Here is a 19,148-nt window from a genome sequence, read left to right as displayed (position 1 = left end):
CGGCCGCCCACCGGCCCGCAGCCCGACCATGGATCTCAGCGGCCGGAACGCCCGGTCACGGGGTGACGAACAGCCGGCGCGGCGGGGCCGGCGGCACCGTCGCGTACGCCGGGCCGGACGGGGTCCAGGAGCCCAGCACGGCGGCCCGGGACGCCCCGGTCACCGACGGGATCGCCCCGGGCAGCCCGTGCCAGGAGAGCCAGCCGAGCAGGGCGAACGCGTACGCCTCCTTGGCCTGCGCCGGCACCCCCAGCTCGTCGGTGGTCCGCAGCCGCCACCGCCCCTGCCCGAGCGCGGACAGCCGGGCGCACAGGGTGGGGTTACGCACACCCCCGCCCGCGGCGACCACCTCGGTCACCCCGAACCGGTCGCACTCGGCGGCGACCGTCCGGGCGGTCAGCTCGGTCAGCGTGGCGAGCACGTCGTCGGCGGCCACCGGCTCACCCAGCGCCGCCAGCATCCCGTCCAGGTAGCCGCCGTGGAACAGCTCCTTCCCGGTGGACTTGGGCGGCGGCGCGGCGTAGTAGGGCTCGGCGAGCAGCAGCTCCAGCAGACCCGGGTGCACCCGGCCGGCCGCCGCGCGGGCCCCGTCCAGGTCGCAGGGCCGGTCGAGGAAGCGCCGGGCCGCCGCGTCGAGCAGGGCATTGGCCGGGCCCACGTCGTACCCGACAACCGGGGCGTCCGGGGCGACCACGGTGAGGTTGGCGATACCGCCGAGGTTGAGCGCCGCCCGCGGCGCGGCACCGCCCGGATCGAGGGTCGTGCCCGGCGCGGTGCCGGCCACGTCGAGTGCCGACCGTGGCCCGGTGCCGGCTGCGGCGAGCGCGCCGGCGGCCGGGTCGAGCGCCCTGCCCGCGTCGAGCAGCAGCGCGTCGAAGGCCGGCACCAGCGGAGCGCCCTGACCGCCGGCCGCCACGTCCGCCGAACGCAGGTCGTGCAGCACCGGTACGCCCACCCGGGCGGCCACCCGGGCCGGCGCGCCGAGCTGGAGGGTGCCCCGGGCCCGCCCCGCCTCGACCCAGTGGAAGACGGTCTGCCCCGGCGAGACCACCGCGTCGACCCGGCCCCCGGCCAGTTCGACCCCGATCGCCGCCGCCTCGGCGAAGACCTCCCCGAGCCGGTTGTCCAGCCGGCAGACCGCCTCGATCGTGGTGGCCCCGGGCGGCAGCAGCGCACCGATCTCGGCGCGCAGGTCGTCGGCGTAGTCCAGGCCACGGTGCCCGAGCGGGCGCAGCCGCAGCGTCTCCCCGTCCCGGGTGAACTCGGCCGCCGCCACGTCCACCCCGTCGTACGACGTCCCCGACATCAGCCCGACGATTCGCAAGGAAAGGCCCCCTGTCAACGCTTGAGGTAGAGGAAGGACCCCCTGCCAACACCTGCCACCGTTCAGGCGGCGGGCAGCAGGAGGCCGACCAGCTCGACGTGCTGGGTCATCGGGAACAGGTCGAAGCCACGCAGCGCGGCCAGCCGCCAGCCCAGCCCGGTGAAGGCGCGTACGTCCCGGGCGAAGGCGGCCGGGTCGCAGGCCACGTACGCCACCGCGCGCGGGCCGGCGGCGGCGATGTGCCGCACCACCGGCGCGCCGGCCCCGGACCGGGGCGGGTCGAGAACCACCAGGTCGACCGGGCCGGTGACCCGGCGGCGGGCCAGCGCGGTCTCCACCCGGGCGGCGACCACCTCCACGGCGGGCAGGTCGGCGAGGTTCTCCCGGGCCGCGGCCACCCCCTGCTCGGCGGACTCGACGAGGGTGATCCGGGCGTCGCCGACCCGTCCGGCCAGGGCCGCGGCGAAGAGCCCGGCACCGCCGTACAGGTCCCAGGCGGTCTCCCCGGGGCGCGGGTCGAGCAGGTCGAGGACCGTGCCGACCAGGGTGTCCGCCGCGGCCGGGTGGACCTGCCAGAAGCCGGATGTTGCCAGCTGCCACTCCCGGCCGGCGGCCACCTCGCGGACCACCTCCGGACCGCTGACCGGGGTGGGTGCCCCCGCGGCGAACGCCGTGACGCTGACGTCCCCGCCGGTCGAGGCGACCGTCTCCACCGCGTCGGCGTCCGGCCACCGGGCCCCGCTGGGCAGCAGCACCGGCAGCTCCTGGATGCGCGGGTGGGCGATCAGGCAGCGATCGACCGGCACCACCTCGTGCGAACGGTGCTTGAGCAGCCCGGCCCGGCCGGCCCCGTCGACCGCGTAGCGGACCCGGGAGCGCCAGCCCAGCGGCCCGCCGGGCAGGGCCGCCACCCGGAGGTCGAGCGCGTCGACCTGCCCGTCGGTGAGGCCGCCGAGCCGGGTGAGCTGTTCACGCACCACGGCGGTCTTCCAGTCGAGCTGGGCCGCGGGGGCGACGTGCTGGAGGTCGCAGCCGCCACAGCGGCCCGGCTTCGCGTACGGGCAGGGCGGCTCGACCCGGTCCGGCGAGGCGACGAGGATCTCCACCGCGTCGGCCCGGGCGAAGCCCCGGTGCAGCTCGGTCACCTCCGCCACGACCCGCTCGCCGGGCAGCGCGTGCCGAACGAAGACCACCTGGCCGTCCACCCGGGCCACGCAGTGCCCGCCCGGCGCGACCGCGGCCACGGTCAGCTCGACCCGCTCGGCCTCCTCCAGCCCGCGCCGACCACCGCTCGCGGCGCTCCCGGCCGCCCCGGCGCTCTCGGCGGACCCGATGCTCCCGGCCGCCCCGGCCGCCACGCCGCTCTCGGCCGGCCCGCCCGTCACTGGCCCTCCCCGGTGCTCGGGCCGCTCTCCGCCGGCGGGGCGGAGACCACCGGCGGGACGGTAGGCGGCAGCGTGCTGCGCGGGGCCACCCGGGGACCGCGCTTCGGGCCGCGGCTGAGCGTGGCGTCCAGCCGGTCCAGGTTCTTGTTGGCGGTGGAGGCTAGCTGCCAGGGCACGCTGGTCACCATCACGCCCGGCTCGAAGAGCAGCCGCCCCTTCAGCCGCAGCGCGCTCTGGTTGTGCAACAGGTTCTCCCACCAGCGGCCCACCACGTACTCGGGGATGAAGACGGTGACCACGTCGCGGGGCGACTCGCGGCGGACCGAGGCGACGTAGTTCAGGATCGGCCGGGTGATCTCCCGGTACGGGGAGTCGACCACGGTCAGCGGCACGGGCAGCTCGCGCCGCTCCCAGTCGGCCTGCAGATTCCGGGTGTCCTTCTCGTCGACGTTCACGGTCACCGCGGTCAGCGTGTCCGGCCGGGTGGCCCGGGCGTACGCGATGGCCCGCAGCGTGGGCTGGTGCAGCTTGCTGACCAGCACGACGGCGTGGTTACGGGCGGGCAGGATGCCCCGGGCCTCGGTCGGCTCCAGCTCGGCGGCGACCCGGTCGTAGTGCCGGCGGATGGCCAGCATCAACAGGTAGATCATCGCCATCGCGGCGATCGCGATCCAGGCGCCGAGCAGGAACTTGGTGACCAGCACGATGATCAGGACCGTGCCGGTCAGCGCCATGCCGAAGCCGTTGATCGCCCGGGAGCGCACCATCCGGCGGCGCGCCTCCGGGTCGCGCTCGTGGCGCAGATGCCGGTTCCAGTGCCGGATCATGCCCGCCTGGGAGAGGGTGAACGAGACGAACACCCCGACGATGTAGAGCTGGATCAGCCGGGTCACCTCGGCCTGGAAACCGACGATCAGCACGGCCGCGGAAACGGCGAGGAACACGATGCCGTTGGAGAACGCCAGCCGGTCACCCCGGGTGTGCAGCTGGCGGGGCAGGTAGCGGTCCTGGGCCAGGATCGAGCCGAGCACCGGGAAGCCGTTGAAGGCGGTGTTGGCGGCCAGGAACAGGATCAGCGCGGTCACCCCGGCGACGATGTAGAGCAGCACCGACCCGTGGCCGAAGACCGCCTCGCCGAGCTGGGTGGTGACGGTCTTCTGCACGTACCCGTCCGGCCCGGAGATGATCTGGCTCGGGGACTCGACGAACTGCAGCCGCGTCAGCCGGGCCAGCCAGATGATGCCGAACAGCATGCTCACCGCGATCAGGCCGAGCAGCAGCAGCGTGGTGGCCGCGTTGCGGCTCTTCGGCGCCTTGAACGCCGGCACCCCGTTGGAGATCGCCTCCACCCCGGTGAGCGCGGCGCTGCCCGAGGAGAAGGTGCGCAGCAGCAGGAAGACCAACGCGAAGCCGGTGACGCTGTGCTCGGCCTGGATCTCCAGGCCGGCGCTGGGCGCGCGCAGCTCGTGACCGAGGATGAAAATCCGGATCAGGCCGGTGAGCAGCATGGCGCCGACCACGATCACGAAGCCGTAGGTCGGGATGGCGAACGCCGTGCCGGACTCGCGCAGGCCGCGCAGGTTCATCGCGGTGAGCAGGGTCACCGCGATGACCGCGATCAGCACCTTGTGGCTGGCCACGAAGGGGAGCACGGAGCCGAGGTTGGCCACTCCGGAGGAGATCGACACCGCCACGGTGAGCACGTAGTCGACCAGCAGCGCGCTGGCCACCGCCAGGCCGGCGCGCGGCCCCAGGTTGACCGTCGCCACCTCGTAGTCGCCACCGCCCGAGGGGTAGGCGTGCACGTTCTGCCGGTAGCTGGCCACCACGGTGAGCATCACCACCACGACCGCGAGCGCGATCCACGGCGAGAAGAGGTACGCCGACGCGCCCGCGATGGAGAGCGTCAGCAGGATCTCGTCCGGCGCGTACGCGACGCTGGACAGCGCGTCGGAGGCGAAGACCGGCAGGGCGATCCGCTTCGGCAGGAGGGTGTGCTGGAGCCGGTCGGACCGGAACGGTCGACCGACGAGGAGTCGCTTCAGCAGCGAGGTGGGTCTGGCCACAACCGCCAAGAGTACGACCACCCGCCGGCTGTGGTGGGGGTGGCTGATCGCCCGCGCGGTACGGTCGATCCCCCGCCCACCGCGGGGACGTGGCAGGCTCGCAGTCGACGGGGCCACCGGAGCGCACCGTGGGAGGAGCGGACACGTTGCATGTCGTGATCATGGGCTGCGGCCGGGTGGGGTCGACCCTCGCCCACAGCCTGGAGTCCCGCGGCCACTCGGTGGCGGTGATCGACCAGGACGCCGACGCGTTCCGCCGCCTCGGACCGGACTTCGCGGGCATCACCGTGACCGGCGCTGGCTTCGACGGCGAGGTGCTGCGCCAGGCCGGCATCGAACGCGCGGACGCCTTCGCGGCGGTCTCCAGCGGCGACAACTCCAACATCATCTCGGCCCGGCTGGCGCGGGAGACCTTCGGCGTTTCCCGGGTGGCCGCCCGCATCTACGACCAGCGCCGTGCCCAGGTCTACGAGCGGCTCGGCATCCCCACCGTGGCCACGGTCCGGTGGACGGCCGACCGGATGCTGCGGCACCTGGTGCCCGAGGGCAACGTCGAGATCTTCCGGGACCTGACCAGCACCGTGTCGATCATCGAGGTGTCGGTGCACAAGGACTGGATCGGCCGGCCGCTGCGCCAGCTCGAAGAGTCCGCCGGAGCCCGGGTGGCGTACCTGACCCGGTTCGGGATCGGCACCCTGCCCACCGCCTCGACGGTGGTGCAGGAGGGCGACCAGGTCTTCATGCTGGTGACCGACGACATCATCGGCCCGGTCACGTCGGTGGCGGCGGCGCCGCCGGAAGGAGGGCACTGAGCCATGCGCATCGCCATCGCCGGCGCGGGCAACGTGGGCCGGTCCATCGCCCAGGAGCTGATCGACAACGGGCACCAGGTGATGCTGATCGAGCGGCAGCCCAAGATGCTCCGCCCCGACCGGGTGCCGGCGGCCGAGTGGGTGCTCGCCGACGCGTGCGAGCTGGCCAGCCTGGAGGAGGCCAACATCGCCGGCTGCGAGGTGGTGGTGGCCGCCACCGGCGACGACAAGGTCAACCTGGTGGTGTCGCTGCTGGCCAAGACCGAGTTCGCGGTGCCCCGCGTGGTTGCCCGGGTCAACCGGGCGGAGAACGAGTGGCTGTTCACCGAGCAGTGGGGCGTCGACGTCGCGGTGAGCAAGCCGCGGGTGATGGCCGCCCTGGTCGAGGAGGCCGTCACGGTCGGCGACCTGGTCCGGCTGATGACCTTCCGGCAGGGCGAGGCGAACCTGGTCGAGATCACTCTGCCGCCGAGCGCGCCGTACGTGGGCCAGCCGATCCACGCGGTGCCGATCCCCCGGGACGCGGCGCTGGTGGCGATCCTGCGCGGCAAGCGGGTGCTGGTGCCCAGCCCGGACGACCCGATCGAGGCCGGCGACGAGTTGATCTTCGTGTGCACGGCCGTCGTGGAGGAGGACGTCCGGGCGGTGATCCTCGGCCCGGCCAGCGCCGAGCGCGGCAACGACCAGGGCTGACCCCGCGCGGCGGAGCCGGTGCGGCCGGGGGCTCAGGCCCCCGGCAACGGCGTCGGCGCGTTCTCCCGGGTCACCCGGCGTACCGTCCAGATGGTGATCAACAGCAGCAGCGCGTACGGCGGGTAGCCCAGGGCGAGCCGGGCCACGCCCAGCGCGGTGTCCTGGTGGGCCAGGTAGAGCCCGGCCTGCACGCCCACCTTGGCCAGCCAGACCACGCCCCAGAGCACGGTGAGCTGGGTAAAGGTGCGCACCAGCCGCGGATCGTCCCGCCACTCCGACTTGCCCTTGGCCACCAGCACCGACCAGAGCCAGCCCACCAGCGGCTGCCGTATCGCGGCCGACAGCAGCAGGGCCAGGCCGTAGCCGATGCCGTAGAGGATGCCGGGGAGGTAGAAGTCCCGTTCGTTGCCGGTACGCCAGGCGATGGCGGCACCGATGGCGATGCCGAACAGGCCGTTGACCGCGTGTCGGACCGGCCGGCGCTGGGCCAGCCGCAACCCGGCGAGCAGCAGCGCCACGGCCACCGAGGCGATCACCGCCGGGCGCAGCTCGCCCACCACGTTGGCGATCACGAAGACCACCACGGGGATGCTCGACTCGACCAGGCCCCGCCAGCCGCCGAGCTGGTCGGCCATCTGCTCGGCGAGGCTGGGCAGCCGCTCCTCGTCCTCCGGACCGAGTTCAGGCTCGGTGGTCGGATGCTGTCCGGTCGTCACTTCGGCGACTCCAGCTCGTAGTACGGGTTGTAGATCACCTTGCGGTCGTCCCGGACGGCCACCCGGCCGCGGGCGGTGAGGTGCCGGCCCGGCTCGATGCCGGCGATGTGCCGCCGGCCCAGCCAGACCAGGGTGACCACGTCGCTGCCGTCGTAGAGGTCCGCCTCCAGCGTGGGCAGGTTGGTCCGGGGTGTGTAGACCACCGTGCGCAGTCGCCCGGCGACCGAGACCACCTGGCCCCGGGTGCACTGATGGGCCGGCGTGCCACCCGACTCGGCGCTCTCCCGGCGCAGCTCCTGCGCCTCGATCTCGGCCTCGCTCGCGGTGAGCCGATGCAGGAGACGCCGCAGCGACAGCCGGCTCTCGTCGGTCGTCATGACCTCCGCGTCACCCTCTCCACGCTGGCCGGCCCCCGCCGGCACTGGGCCCCGGCCCCGGTATGCCGGAACCGTCCCGCCAGCGTACGCCGAACCGGCCCGCCCGCGGATCCGGCGTAGGTGCGGATTGCCTCACCCGCGTACCGCGACACCGGGCCCGGCACCGTCGAGAGACCGACGGCACCGGGCCCGGTGTGGTACGTCTCAGGCCTCGCGCTGGCCGGGCGCCGGCGGCTGCCCGGCGGCCTCCTGCTCGGCGGCCTGCTGCTCGGCCATCTCGCGGGGCAGTCGCAGCGGCAGCGGCTCACGGACCGGCTTGGCCTCCTGGCCCCGGTCGACCACCAGGCCGCCGAGGCACAGCGACAGCGGGCCGGCCGCGGCGGGATCGGTGGCCGCACCACCCTGGTATACCCCGCGCACCATCCAGCGCGGCCCGTCGATGCCGACGAAGCGCAGGTCGGCCAGGCCGTCCGGGGTACGGACCCGGGCGCGCAGCTCGGTGCCGTACTCCCCCTCGACCTCCTGGGCGGCGGCGCCGTCGTTGAACAGCGACTGCCGGATCTCCTCGCGCACCTCGTCCCAGATGCCCTCGGAGCGGGGCGCAGCGAAGACGCCGAGCTGCAGGGCGCTCTCGCCGTGCACCAGCACGACCTGCTGGATCACGCCCTGCGGGTCGGCCTGCACCCGCACCTCGACCTCGGCCACCGCCGGGATCTGGAGGCTGCCCAGGTCGAGCCGGGGCTCGTCGGGCGCCTCGGAGACGTCGTACGGGCCGCGCGCCGACGAGGTCGACTCACCGGTCTCCTCGGTGTCGAGGACCTCGGTGGTCCGCTCGTCACGCGCGTGCCGCGCCTCGCCGGCCCGCTTTCGGGAGAAGATCACTGCGCCCACCCTCCGCTGTTCACACTCACCCTGCCACCTCTTCCGTGTGCCCGTCCGCCGGTGCCGGGACCAGCCCGGCGTGTCCGCCGGTCGACCCGTGCCCGCCCGTCCCGCGCCGGGACGCGGGCAGCTCGGCCGCCGGCCGGAACTCGGCCCGCGCGACCCGCTGGACGACGAGCTGCGCGATCCGGTCGCCCCGGCTGATCTTCGCCGGCGTCTCCCGATCATGATTGATCAGGTTGACCAGGATCTCACCTCGGTAGCCGGCGTCGACCGTACCGGGCGCGTTGAGCACCGTCACGCCGAGCCTGGCCGCCAGCCCCGATCGTGGGTGCACCAGACCGACGTACCCCTCCGGCAGCGCGATGGCCACGCCGGTCGGCACCAGGGCCCGGCCGCCGGGCGGCAACTCCACGTCCGCGGCGGCCACCAGGTCCGCGCCGGCGTCGCCGGGGTGGGCGTACGCCGGCAGCGGCAGCTCCGGGTCGAGCTGCCGCACGGGCACGGATACGACGTCTGTCACAGGTCTCCCTCTTCCGTCCGGTCCTTGCGGGGTGACCCTGCCATCCTGCCGGTTGTCCGGCCCGTCGTGCGCCGTACCCTCGGACTGTGCGCCAGTCGTCGTCCTCGTCCGCCCCGGCGTCGCCGGTGGCCGTCCCGCCGGAGTACGCGGAGCGCCTACGGCTGCCCTGGTGGGCCTGGCCGGCCGGGCTCGCCTTCGTCGGACTGCTCGCCGCCGAACTCTGGATGGGCGCCTCCGGGTTGCGGTCCTGGCTGCCGTTCGTGCTGCTGATCCCGGCGGCGGTGCTCGTGCTGGCCTGGCTGGGCCGGATCCGGGTCGCGGTCCACGACGGGGAGCTCCGGGTGGACGACGCCCGCCTCCCGGTGCGCCACGTGGCCGACGCGGTCCCGCTGGACACCGCCGGTCGGCGCGAGGTCCTCGGCGTCGGCTCCGACCCGCTCGCCTTCGTGGTGCAGCGCCCGTGGATCGGCGGCGCGGTGCAGGTGGTGCTCGACGACCCGGCCGATCCGACCCCGTTCTGGGTGGTGAGCACGCGTCGCCCGGTGGAGCTCGCCGCGGCGATCCTCGCCGCCCGCGACGCTGGCTGAGCCGGGTCAGGGCCAGGCGGGTGGCAGCGCCCGGGCCTGGCGGCGCAGGTCCTTGCGGAGCTGGTCGGCGAGGCTTCGGGTGGCCCGGCGGTTGAGGTAGCCGGCGACTGCGGCCCCGGTCAGGAACGGCCCGAGGGTGGTCAGGTTCCGGCCGAACCGGCGCAGCAGGCGGTCGCGCAATTCCCGCCGGGCGGCGGTGCCGAGCACGGCGCCGACCCCGACTCCCGGCATCATCGGGTTGACCCCACGCTGGCCGGCCCAGGACTGCACCAGGGTCACGGCGCGCTCCGTGCCACGGGTGGGCAACGGCACCCGGTGGACCTCGTACAGCTCGCCGATCAGCTTCAGCTCGATCGCGACCACGGCGATCGTCTCGGCGGCCAGCAGCACGGGCGCGGAGAGCAGCGTCGGGGCGACCGTCCACTCGACCGCGGTGACCCCACCGCCGGCCGCGCCGACGCCGGCGGTGGCCCGGGCGGCGTTACGGATCAGCCGCTCGACCAACTCGTCGTCGCTCAGGCCGGGGAAGTGCCGCCGGAGCGTGGCCAGGTCGCGGACCGGTACGTGCGGGGCGACCTCGGCGACCGTGTCCGTCATCCAGCGGAGCGCGGCCTTAGGCTTGAACAGGTCTGTGAGGCCACGGGACCGGGCCTGGCCGGCCATCCGGGCGAGCAGCTGCCGGCGCCGGCTCGGAGCGAGGTCGTCGGCGGTCAGCGCCGCCACGGTTGCGCCGAGCTGGTCCGCGTCGCCGTCCGGGGTGGCCGGAGCCGGCCGTTCGGCGTCGCCGCCGGTCGGTCCCTCGGCACCCGGTCCATCGGGCCTACGCTCGCTCACGCCGCCGCCTCGCTCCGCTCCCCGGCGGCGCGAGACGCCACGCTACTGAGCCGAATGGTTCGCTCGCTCCGCTCGCTCACGCCGCCGCCTCGCTCCGCTCCCCGGCGGCGCGAGACACCACGCTACTGAGCCTGATGGTTCGCTCGCTCACCCGTCTGCCCTCCCGTGCTCACGCGACGCGGCAGCCGCCCTTACGAGTCAAGCAGCTCCTCGCCACGCGTGCACGGTGACTCGAACAGCGGCGGCCCCGTCACGGAGGCCGCCGCTGGTGACGCGGATCCCGGTCATGCGCACTCGCGGCAGATCAGCTCGCCGTTGCGCTGGACTGCCAGCTGGCTGCGGTGGTGGACCAGGAAGCAGCGGGCGCATCGGAACTCGTCCTGCTGCATCGGTAGCACCTTGACCGTGAGCTCCTCATCGGCCAGATCGGCACCAGGCAGCTCGAAGCTCTCAGCGACCTCGGCCTCGTCGACATCCACGGCACCCGACTGTGAGTCGACCCGCCGGGCCTTGAGCTCTTCCAGGCTGTCCTCGCCGAGGTCGACCTCGTCGCGACGCGGGGCGTCGTAGTCGGTGGCCATCGGTTTCACTCTCCCATATCGATATGGTCGCTTCCGGTTGTAACGCCGGAGGACGTGCTTCGGTTCCACTGGCCGGCCACCACTTGTGTCGGTCACCCGACCCGACGACCGGTGGGCCGAGTCCCGCCCGGACAGGAACTCCCCGGGAGCGCGGAACCTTACCCCCCCCTTTGGGCGAGGCAATGTATACCGTCCCCGTGGCAGAGATGTACGCCCCCGCCCCCGAAGTTGTTCCCAATGTGACTCAGGCGACACGAAGATAGGGGTAGTACTACCCGTTCCTCCGGTGGCGCGCCGGCATGTCGGACTGTTTCCACGCGACAGCCGGACAACCGTTAACCTCAGCGGCGTACTCGACGGCCGACGGGGCGGCCTGACCGCCAACGGCCGCCGCCACCCAACCATCCTGCGGGAGCGCCCAGATGAGTTTTGCGCGAGTGCGGGCACTCGTTGTCGTCGGTCTGCTGGCGGTCGTCGCCCTGGTCTTCGTCGTTGTCGCGATGGTCCGCGACACCCAGAGCAAGGCGGGCACGGCGAAGGGCTGTCCGAAGGGTTGGCCCCTGGCCGACGTCGCGCTGCACGAGCCGAAGGATGTCAAGATCAACGTCTACAACGCCACCGACGAGCCCGGTCGGGCCGGCGGCGTCGCCGACGACTTCCGCAACCGCAAGTTCCAGGTGAAGAAGGTGGGCAACGCGTCGAAGGGCGTCGAGGGCGTCGCGGTGCTGCGCTACGGCCCCAAGGGCGTCGGCGGCGCGCACCTGCTGCGCGCCTACTTCCTCAACAACGCCGAGACGCAGTTCGACATCAACCGCAAGGACGACACGGTCGACGTGGTCCTGGGCAACGGTTTCCAGCAGCTGGCCACCACCACCGAGGTCAACCAGTCTCTCGGCGACCTCGGCTCGCCCGAGGCGCCGCGCGGCACCTGCCCGGCGCCCGACGAGAAGAATTAGCCCCACCCCGGGCCGGCGACCGGGCGTGTTCCCCGCACGGGAGACCGCCCGGTCGCACTCGGCGCGGTCGAGTCAGGGTCCGCCGGAGGCGTCCAGGGCGGCGAGCCGGGTGTGCAGCGGCTCGAAGAGCGCCGGCGGCGCGGCGATCACCAGATCCGGCCCGGCCGGCCGGCCCGCGAGGCCGGTCACCAGCAGCCCGGCCTCGCGCGCGACCAGCCCGCCGGCGGCCAGGTCCCAGGCGGCCAGCCCCTTCTCGTAGTAGGCGTCCACCCGCCCCTCCGCGGCCAGGCAGAGGTCCAACGCGGCGGCACCCATCCGGCGGATGTCCCGGATGTGCGGGATCAGCTCGGCGACCACCCGGGCCTGGTGCGCCCGGCGGTCGGCCGCGTAGCCGAACCCGGTGGCGATCAGTGCCTGCCCCAGATCGGTCTCGGTGGAGCAGCGCAGCCGCTCCCCGTCCCGCCAGGCGCCGCCGCCCGCGGTGGCGGTCCACTCCTCCCCGGTGACGATGTTGCGCACCACCCCGGCCACCACCTCACCGGCCACCTCGGCGGCGAGGGAGACCGCGCAGTGCGGCAGCCCGTAGAGGTAGTTGACCGTGCCGTCGATCGGGTCGACGATCCAGCGCACCCCGCCGTCGGCGACCGGGCCGGCCTCCCCCGCGCCGTACTCCTCGCCCAGCACCGCGTCGCCCGGCCGGAGCGTCCGCAGGGCGTCCAGCACCTGCCGCTCGACGGCCTGGTCCGCGGCGGTGACCACGTCGGTGGCGGTGCTCTTGGTGGCGGCGACCGACACCCCCTCGGCACGCATACGGTGTGCGGTGACGGCGGCGTCGCGGGCCACCGTGACGGCGATCTCCAACAGGTCCGGCGGAGTGGGCGCCGAGCGGATCATGTTTGTCCCCTTCCCGCACGACCGGGCCCCGCCGGCCGAGCGCGGGTATCATCCTTACAAAGTCCACATCTGCGTCGAATCGGTGGTCCATACCGCCGTTACGCCGTGCGGCGCGGGATGATCGCCGCAGACGGCGTTACAATTCACCCTGCCCACGCGCCACGGACCGCCAGCGACCGGCCGGCCCGGGACGCGGGGGTCCCTCAACGACTCGCCCGGCACGGCGCTCCGTGCTGCGCCGGACGACCCGGCCGTGCTCGCTCTTCGCCTCCGGAAGGTCTTCGTGACAGATCCCCGCCAGACCGGCGCCGACGTTCGCTCGCTCACCGACACCCTGATCGCCCACGCGCAGAGCGCCGGCGGCCAGCTCACGTCGGCCCAGCTCGCGCGCACCGTCGAGTCCGCTGAGGTGACCCCGGCCCAGGCCAAGAAGATCCTGCGTGCGCTCTCCGAGGCGGGGGTGACGGTGGTCGTGGACGGCTCCGCCAGCACCCGCCGCCGGGTGGCCGCCGCCCGATCCGCCACGCCGGCCTCCCGGGCCACCACCGCCAAGACGACGAAAAAGGCCGCCGCGCCCGCGCCGAAGCAGGCGCCGGCCGCCGAGGAGGCCCCGGCACCCGCCCCGCGGAAGGCGACCGCGCGCAAGGCCGCCGGCACCACCGCCGAGGTGGCCGCCAAGGCCGCCGCCCCGGCGAAGGCCACCAAGGCGACCCGGGCCACCAAGGCGACGGTGGCCGCGAAGACCGCCGGGGCGAAGCCGGCCAACGCCCCGAAGGGCGAGGGCGCCGAGGGTGAGATCGACCCGGAGGAACTGGCCGCCGCGATCGAGGACGTGGTGGTCGAGGAGCCGGCCGAGCTGACCCGGGCCGCCGAGGCCGACGCGGCCAACTCCGCCAGCGACAACGACTTCGAGTGGGACGACGAGGAGTCCGAGGCGCTCAAGCAGGCGCGTCGCGACGCCGAGCTGACCGCCTCCGCCGACTCCGTCCGGGCCTACCTGAAGCAGATCGGCAAGGTGCCGCTGCTCAACGCGGAGCAGGAGGTCGAGCTCGCCAAGCGGATCGAGGCCGGCCTCTACGCCGCCGAGCGGTTGCGCGCCGCCGAGGAGGGTGAGGAGAAGCTCACCCGCGACATGCAGCGCGACCTGCTCTGGATCTCCCGGGACGGCGAGCGGGCCAAGAACCACCTCCTCGAGGCGAACCTGCGGCTGGTCGTCTCGCTGGCCAAGCGCTACACCGGTCGAGGCATGGCCTTCCTCGACCTCATCCAGGAGGGCAACCTCGGCCTGATCCGCGCGGTCGAGAAGTTCGACTACACCAAGGGCTACAAGTTCTCCACCTACGCCACCTGGTGGATCCGCCAGGCCATCACCCGCGCCATGGCCGACCAGGCCCGCACCATCCGCATCCCGGTGCACATGGTCGAGGTGATCAACAAGCTCGGCCGGATCCAGCGCGAGCTGCTCCAGGACCTGGGCCGCGAGCCCACCCCGGAGGAGCTGGCCAAGGAGATGGACATCACGCCGGAAAAGGTGCTGGAGATCCAGCAGTACGCCCGGGAGCCCATCTCGCTCGACCAGACCATCGGTGACGAGGGCGACAGCCAGCTCGGTGACTTCATCGAGGACTCGGAGGCCGTGGTCGCGGTCGACGCGGTCTCGTTCTCGCTGCTCCAGGACCAGCTCCAGCAGGTCCTCCAGACGCTCTCCGAGCGTGAGGCGGGCGTGGTACGCCTCCGCTTCGGCCTGACCGACGGTCAGCCCCGCACCCTGGACGAGATCGGCCAGGTGTACGGCGTGACCCGGGAGCGCATCCGGCAGATCGAATCCAAGACCATGTCCAAGTTGCGGCATCCCTCGCGTTCCCAGGTACTCCGCGACTACCTGGACTGACCGCGCACGTCAACCAGCCGTGTCGGTTTGACCACCAGCCGTAGAACACTCATATGGTGATCGGTCGGTTGCCTGTTTGTGATCGTTGACGTGGCACCCTTGGTGCACGGCACACTGTCTCCACGCCAGGTGTGACCTCGGTCCCCCGCGGGCACACAGGGAAGGCAGGGCACGAGCAGGGTGTTGCACGATAGGTGAGCAAGGACCGAAGAGAGTGTTCATCGGTGACGACCAGAGGAGGAAGGCGATGAACCCGACCCTCACGCCGCCGCCCGAGACGGTGAGCCCCCCGGCCGCCGATGAACGGTGCGACCGCTGCAATGCTGCCGGCAAGCTCCGGATCACTCTGGCGGGTGGGAGCGAGCTGGTGTTCTGTGGGCACCACGCGAACAAGTACGCAGAGGATCTCGTCAAGATCACTGTGCGGTACGTGGCGGACCCGGAATTCAGCTGGCGTGGCGCCGATCTGATGGCGAACTGAGTCGGCAACCCGACATAGCCGGCCGGAGGTAACCGAAAGGTGCCTCCGGCCGGCCTTTACCCGCCACCAGCCCATTCCCGGACACCGCCCCTTGACCCTGCGATCCACTCCACACGCCGCGAACGGTGGTCTCCGGCACCCGCCGACACCGCCGCATGCCGCGCACGAGTCGATCGAGGCTTACCCGACGCGCCCTCGGGCGGGGACGGTCAGAGGGTTTGGACGGTGGCGATGCGTTCTTCGAGCTGCTCGATGGTGGCCTGGGCGCTCGGCGGGCCGCCGCAGATCCGGCGCAGCTCGGCGTGGATCTTGCCGTGTGGCTGCCCGGTCCGGTGGTGCCTGGCGGCCACCAGGGCGTTCAGCTGTCGCCGGAGCGCCACCCGGCGCTGGGCGGCACTCATGGGTGGCGGCGCTGACGCCAGGGTCTCAGTGGCCGGCTCGGCGGTCCGCTGGGCGGCCCTGCGCCGCTGCGCGGCGAGCTGCTCGGCCTGCCGCTTGCTCAGCAGCATCGAGACCTGGTCGGCCGTGAGCAGCCCCGGGAGGCCGAGGTATTCCTCCTCCTCCGGGGTGCCCGCCTGGGCGGCGGTGCCGAACGACGCCCCGTCGAAGATCACCTGGTCCAGTTCGGCGGTCGCGGAGAGCGCGGCGAACCGCTTCTCCAGCTCGCCGCTGGCCTGGTCGTCACGCTGGGCGCGCTCCAGCAGGTCGTCGTCGAAGCCGTCGGACTCCTTCGCCTTGCCGAGCACGTGGTCCCGCTCGGCCTCCATCTCGCTGGCCAGCCCGAGCAGGTGGGGCACGCTGGGCAGGAAGACCGAGGCGGTCTCCCCGGACCGCCGGGCCCGGACGAACCGGCCGATCGCCTGCGCGAAGTAGAGCGGGGTGCTGGCGCTGGTCGCGTAGACGCCAACCGCCAGCCGGGGAATGTCGACGCCCTCGGAGACCATCCGGACCGCGACCAGCCAGCGCTGCCCGGACGCCGCGAACGTCGCGATCCGCGCGGAGGCGCCCTGGTCGTCGGAGAGCACCACCGCCGCCTTCTCCCCGGTCACCTGTTCCAGCAGCTTCGCGTACGAGCGGGCGGTCTGCTGGTCGGTGGCGATCACCAGGCCACCGGCGTCGGGCATGCCCGCGTCGCGCAGCACGGTCAGCCGGGCGTCGGCGGCCCGCAGCACCTGTGGCATCCAGTCGCCGGCCGGGTCCAGGGCGGTACGCCAGGCCTGCGCGATCAGGTCCTGGGTCATCGGCTCGCCCAGCCGGGCGGCCAGCTCCTCCCCGGCGTTGGTACGCCACCGGGTCTCCCCCGAGTACGCCAGGAAAAGCACCGGCCGGACCACGCCGTCGCGCAGCGCGTCGGAGTAGCCGTAGACGGAGTCGGCACGGGACCGCAGCAACCCGTCCCCGCCCCGCTCGTAGCTGACGAACGGGATCGGGTTGTCGTCGGAGCGGAACGGCGTGCCGGTGAGCATCAGCCGGCGTACCGCGGGCTCGAAGGCCGCCTTGACGCCGTCGCCCCAGGTACGCGAGTCGCCGGCGTGGTGGATCTCGTCGAGGATGACCAGCGTGCGCCGGGTCATGGTGCGCCGCCGGTGCACCTGCGGCGCCATGCCGACCTGGGCGTACGTGACCACGGCACCGTGGAAGTCGGCGGAGGAGTGCAGGTCGGCGTTGCGGAAGGCGGCGTCGAGCTGGATGCCGACCGCGGCGGCGGACTGCGCCCACTGGGTCTTCAGGTGCTCGGTCGGGGCGACCACGGTGACCGCTTCGACGGTGCCGTCGTTCAACAGTTCGGCGGCGATCCGCAGGGCGAAGGTCGTCTTGCCCGCGCCCGGGGTGGCGACCGCGGTGAAGTCATCGGTACGGCGGCGCAGGTAGTCCACCATCGCCTTGCGCTGCCAGGCTCGCAGGGGCGGGAACGTGTCGAGCGCCGGCAACCGCGGTGCCACCCGTAGCTCCTCTCGGACCGCACGACAGCGGGCCCGGGCCGAGGGCCACGGGGATCACCGCCCATGAAAAGGCCTTCGCGCATCGGTGCCGCGAAGGCCGACTCAGCATAACCAGCGGAGCCGCTTCTCCCCACTCGACGCCACGCTGGTCACATCCGCCGGCCCGGCCGTCGACGCCCGCCTGGGGCCACCGCACCGGCCGACGCGGAGTGCGCGCAACGGCGGCGCCGGACTCAGCCCCGCGGGCCGCGGGTGCCGGTGCGGGGCGGACGCAGGGTGGCGACCGGCGCGGACCAGCGCCGCCGCAGCGAGATCAGCCGCAGCACGAAGACGAAGGCGGCGGCGAGGATCAGCCCGGCCGTGTGCGCCTCTCCGTACGCCGCCAGCAGGGCCACCGTGATCGACCCGGCGAGCGCGGCGAGGGCGTAGATCTCCCGGCGCAGCACCACCGGGATCTCCCCGGTGAGCAGGTCCCGGCCCAGCCCGCCGCCGATCGCCGTGAGCATGCCGATCATGCAGGCGCCGACCGCCGGGACGTGGGCGTCGAGGGCCTTGAGCGTGCCGGTGACGGTGAACAGGCCGAGACCGGCCGCGTCGAGCACCAGCACGGTGGTGCGCAGCCGGGCGAGCTGCGGGTGCAGCCAGAACACGGCGGCGGCGACCGCCGCCGCCGTGACCGCGTACCGCCAGTCGGCGAAGGCCAGCGGCGGAACCTCGTTGATGACCAGGTCGCGGAAGATCCCGCCGCCGAGCGCCGCGACGACGCCGACGAAGACCACCCCGAAGAGGTCAAGCCGCTTGGCCACCGCCGCGGAGGCGCCGGAGGCGGCGAAGACCGCGACACCGGTGAGGTCGGCGACGAGCAGGACGGTGGAGGTGGTCACCGGCGAAGGGTACGTGCGGGGCGGCGGGATCGCCCACGGTCACTCTCCCCAGGAGTCGTAGATCTCCTTGCACTTGGGGCAGACCGGCGACCCGGGCTTGGCGGCTTTGGTGACCGGGAAGGTCTCCCCGCACAACGCGACGACGAACGTGCCCATGACCGCGCTTTCGGCGATCTTGTCCTTGCGCACGTAGTGGAACATCTCGGGGCCGGTATCGGCGTCCTTCAGCTCGGGACGCTCAAGAACCTGTGTGCTCACGTCTGCACCTCCAACTTTCCAGTTTTGCAGGTCCCGCGGGGCCGGTCCACCGCAGACCAGCCCGAGCGCGGCCCGTACCGTAACGGAAGTGACCAACTTTCACATCAGTTTCGGCCCCGAGGTGGCCGACGCCCTGCACGACGGGCGTCCCGTCGTCGCCCTGGAGAGCACCATCGTCTCGCACGGCCTCCCCCGGCCGGACAATCTGCTGGTAGCCCGGCGGATCGAGCAGGCGGTCCGGGATGCGGGTGCGGTTCCGGCCACCATCGGCATGGTCGCCGGCGAGCTGATCGTGGGCCTGGACGACGCGCAGCTGACCCGGCTCGCCACGGTCGACGGCGTGAGCAAGCTCTCCGTACGCGACCTGGCCGTGGCGGCGGCGACCGGCGCGGACGGCGCCACCACGGTGGCCGCGACCAGCGCGGTGGCCGCCGCGGCCGGGATCGGTGTCTTCGCCACCGGCGGCCTGGGCGGGGTACACCGGGAGGCGGCGCAGACCTTCGACGAGTCGGCCGACCTGATCACCCTGGCCCGGACGCCGATCGCGGTGGTCTGTGCCGGGGTGAAGTCCATCCTCGACGTGGGCGCCACCCTCGAACGGCTGGAGACCCTGGGGGTGAGCGTGGTCGGCTACCGCACCCGCCGCTTCCCCGGCTTCTACCTGACCGACGCCGGCTTCGACCTGGACTGGTCGGTCGAGTCGCCGGAGCAGGTCGCCGACGTGCTCCTCGCCCGGGAACGGCAGGATGTGCACCACGGCGGGTTGGTGGTGGCGAACCCGCTCCCGACCGACGAGCAGCTCGACCCGGCGCTGCACGACCGCACGCTCGCCGACGGCCTGGCCATGCTGGCCCGGGAGGGGGTGACCGGGAAGGCGGTCACCCCGTTCCTGCTGGCCCACTTCCACTCGGCCACCGAGGGTGCCAGCCTGGCGGTCAACGTCCGGATCATCCTGCGCAACGCGGACCTGGCGGCACGTATCGCCGTCGCCGCGACGGCCCGGCGCACCGACGACTCCGCTGCATGAACGAACAAAGCGAGGTGGCGGCATGAGCAAGCGT

The 19,148-nt window shown here is 73.2% G+C and carries 20 protein-coding genes; 7 read left to right on the top strand and 13 right to left on the bottom strand.

Translation table 11 applies throughout. The features are described from left to right. Positions 1–55 precede the first annotated feature (55 nt). The 3 genes from ACIRG9_RS04455 to ACIRG9_RS04445 all read right to left on the bottom strand — a co-directional run bounded on the left by ACIRG9_RS04455 (position 56) and on the right by ACIRG9_RS04445 (position 4,775). On the bottom strand, positions 56–1,324 hold the full coding sequence (locus ACIRG9_RS04455; protein ID WP_402849952.1) for an anhydro-N-acetylmuramic acid kinase: 1,269 nt from the start codon (positions 1,322–1,324) through the stop codon (positions 56–58). A gap of 62 nt (positions 1,325–1,386) precedes the next feature. Continuing rightward, positions 1,387–2,658: a class I SAM-dependent RNA methyltransferase gene (locus ACIRG9_RS04450; protein ID WP_402850283.1), complete on the bottom strand. Its 1,272-nt coding sequence runs from the start codon at positions 2,656–2,658 to the stop codon at positions 1,387–1,389. Between the two features lie 47 nt (positions 2,659–2,705). Further along, positions 2,706–4,775, bottom strand: a complete 2,070-nt coding sequence (locus tag ACIRG9_RS04445) for an APC family permease (protein ID WP_402849949.1) — start codon at positions 4,773–4,775, stop codon at positions 2,706–2,708. A 146-nt stretch (positions 4,776–4,921) separates the two neighbouring features. Here ACIRG9_RS04445 and ACIRG9_RS04440 point away from each other — a divergent pair, with 146 nt between their 5' ends. After that, complete coding sequence (locus tag ACIRG9_RS04440) at positions 4,922–5,587, top strand: potassium channel family protein (RefSeq protein WP_402849946.1); 666 nt, start codon at positions 4,922–4,924, stop codon at positions 5,585–5,587. Between the two features lie 3 nt (positions 5,588–5,590). Next, positions 5,591–6,280 carry a potassium channel family protein gene (locus ACIRG9_RS04435; protein ID WP_402849944.1) on the top strand — a complete coding sequence of 230 codons (690 nt, stop codon included), beginning with the start codon at positions 5,591–5,593 and terminating at the stop codon, positions 6,278–6,280. Positions 6,281–6,312: 32 nt separating this feature from the next. Here the strand turns inward: ACIRG9_RS04435 and ACIRG9_RS04430 are convergent, their stop codons facing one another. The 4 genes from ACIRG9_RS04430 to dut form a co-directional block, all read right to left on the bottom strand. After that, positions 6,313–6,996 carry a DUF3159 domain-containing protein gene (locus ACIRG9_RS04430; RefSeq protein ID WP_402849942.1) on the bottom strand — a complete coding sequence of 228 codons (684 nt, stop codon included), beginning with the start codon at positions 6,994–6,996 and terminating at the stop codon, positions 6,313–6,315. Continuing rightward, complete coding sequence (locus ACIRG9_RS04425) at positions 6,993–7,373, bottom strand: OB-fold nucleic acid binding domain-containing protein (RefSeq protein ID WP_402849939.1); 381 nt, start codon at positions 7,371–7,373, stop codon at positions 6,993–6,995. Before ACIRG9_RS04425 ends, ACIRG9_RS04430 begins: the two co-directional genes overlap by 4 nt. 204 nt (positions 7,374–7,577) lie before the next feature. Next, the gene (locus tag ACIRG9_RS04420; RefSeq protein WP_402849937.1) at positions 7,578–8,255 is read right to left on the bottom strand and encodes a DUF3710 domain-containing protein; all 678 of its coding nucleotides are present in this window, start codon (positions 8,253–8,255) and stop codon (positions 7,578–7,580) included. 25 nt (positions 8,256–8,280) lie between these two features. Next, a complete protein-coding gene (gene dut / locus ACIRG9_RS04415; protein ID WP_402849934.1) occupies positions 8,281–8,778 on the bottom strand; it encodes a dUTP diphosphatase in 498 nt (165 codons plus the stop codon). Between the two features lie 86 nt (positions 8,779–8,864). Here dut and ACIRG9_RS04410 point away from each other — a divergent pair, with 86 nt between their 5' ends. Beyond that, positions 8,865–9,365 carry a DUF3093 domain-containing protein gene (locus ACIRG9_RS04410; protein ID WP_402849933.1) on the top strand — a complete coding sequence of 167 codons (501 nt, stop codon included), beginning with the start codon at positions 8,865–8,867 and terminating at the stop codon, positions 9,363–9,365. A gap of 6 nt (positions 9,366–9,371) precedes the next feature. Here ACIRG9_RS04410 and ACIRG9_RS04405 read toward each other — a convergent pair whose 3' ends face one another. After that, positions 9,372–10,088 (bottom strand): hypothetical protein, encoded by a 717-nt coding sequence (locus tag ACIRG9_RS04405; RefSeq protein WP_402850280.1) that lies wholly within the window; start codon positions 10,086–10,088, stop codon positions 9,372–9,374. A gap of 395 nt (positions 10,089–10,483) precedes the next feature. Then, a complete protein-coding gene (locus tag ACIRG9_RS04400) occupies positions 10,484–10,780 on the bottom strand; it encodes a DUF4193 domain-containing protein (protein ID WP_402849930.1) in 297 nt (98 codons plus the stop codon). 437 nt (positions 10,781–11,217) lie between these two features. On the opposite strand from ACIRG9_RS04400, the gene ACIRG9_RS04395 reads away from it, so the two are divergent. Further along, positions 11,218–11,736: a LytR C-terminal domain-containing protein gene (locus tag ACIRG9_RS04395; protein ID WP_402850278.1), complete on the top strand. Its 519-nt coding sequence runs from the start codon at positions 11,218–11,220 to the stop codon at positions 11,734–11,736. Between the two features lie 72 nt (positions 11,737–11,808). Here ACIRG9_RS04395 and ACIRG9_RS04390 read toward each other — a convergent pair whose 3' ends face one another. After that, positions 11,809–12,630 (bottom strand): inositol monophosphatase family protein, encoded by an 822-nt coding sequence (locus ACIRG9_RS04390; RefSeq protein WP_402849927.1) that lies wholly within the window; start codon positions 12,628–12,630, stop codon positions 11,809–11,811. A 283-nt stretch (positions 12,631–12,913) separates the two neighbouring features. Between ACIRG9_RS04390 and ACIRG9_RS04385 the strand changes: the two genes are divergently transcribed. Together ACIRG9_RS04385 and ACIRG9_RS04380 are read left to right on the top strand one after the other, a co-directional pair. Beyond that, the gene (locus ACIRG9_RS04385) at positions 12,914–14,521 is read left to right on the top strand and encodes an RNA polymerase sigma factor (RefSeq protein ID WP_402849924.1); all 1,608 of its coding nucleotides are present in this window, start codon (positions 12,914–12,916) and stop codon (positions 14,519–14,521) included. Between the two features lie 247 nt (positions 14,522–14,768). Beyond that, positions 14,769–15,002 (top strand): hypothetical protein, encoded by a 234-nt coding sequence (locus ACIRG9_RS04380; protein WP_402850275.1) that lies wholly within the window; start codon positions 14,769–14,771, stop codon positions 15,000–15,002. 209 nt (positions 15,003–15,211) lie between these two features. Here the strand turns inward: ACIRG9_RS04380 and ACIRG9_RS04375 are convergent, their stop codons facing one another. The 3 genes from ACIRG9_RS04375 to ACIRG9_RS04365 form a co-directional block, all read right to left on the bottom strand. Continuing rightward, positions 15,212–16,945, bottom strand: coding sequence for a DEAD/DEAH box helicase (locus ACIRG9_RS04375; protein WP_402849921.1), 1,734 nt, complete (start codon positions 16,943–16,945; stop codon positions 15,212–15,214). Between the two features lie 233 nt (positions 16,946–17,178). Beyond that, positions 17,179–17,829, bottom strand: a complete 651-nt coding sequence (locus tag ACIRG9_RS04370; protein WP_402849918.1) for a trimeric intracellular cation channel family protein — start codon at positions 17,827–17,829, stop codon at positions 17,179–17,181. Positions 17,830–17,868: 39 nt separating this feature from the next. Further along, entirely contained in the window at positions 17,869–18,087 is a 219-nt protein-coding gene (locus tag ACIRG9_RS04365) for a DUF3039 domain-containing protein (protein ID WP_120777989.1), read from the bottom strand. Between the two features lie 88 nt (positions 18,088–18,175). Here ACIRG9_RS04365 and ACIRG9_RS04360 point away from each other — a divergent pair, with 88 nt between their 5' ends. Then, positions 18,176–19,114 carry a pseudouridine-5'-phosphate glycosidase gene (locus ACIRG9_RS04360; RefSeq protein WP_402849915.1) on the top strand — a complete coding sequence of 313 codons (939 nt, stop codon included), beginning with the start codon at positions 18,176–18,178 and terminating at the stop codon, positions 19,112–19,114. The last annotated feature ends 34 nt before the right edge of the window (positions 19,115–19,148 follow it).

The organism is Micromonospora sp. NPDC093277 (assembly GCF_044765245.1).
Lineage (GTDB): Bacteria > Actinomycetota > Actinomycetes > Mycobacteriales > Micromonosporaceae > Micromonospora.
This window is presented reverse-complemented; position numbering and strand designations above follow the sequence as displayed.

Bases quoted from the DNA above. Each gene is read 5' to 3' on its own strand.
- ACIRG9_RS04425 (WP_402849939.1), bottom strand. From the start codon at position 7,373: ATGACGACCGACGAGAGCCGGCTGTCGCTGCGGCGTCTCCTGCATCGG.
- ACIRG9_RS04390 (WP_402849927.1), bottom strand. From the start codon at position 12,630: ATGATCCGCTCGGCGCCCACTCCGCCGGACCTGTTGGAGATCGCCGTC.
- ACIRG9_RS04400 (WP_402849930.1), bottom strand. From the start codon at position 10,780: ATGGCCACCGACTACGACGCCCCGCGTCGCGACGAGGTCGACCTCGGC.
- ACIRG9_RS04435 (WP_402849944.1), top strand. From the start codon at position 5,591: ATGCGCATCGCCATCGCCGGCGCGGGCAACGTGGGCCGGTCCATCGCC.
- ACIRG9_RS04380 (WP_402850275.1), top strand. From the start codon at position 14,769: ATGAACCCGACCCTCACGCCGCCGCCCGAGACGGTGAGCCCCCCGGCC.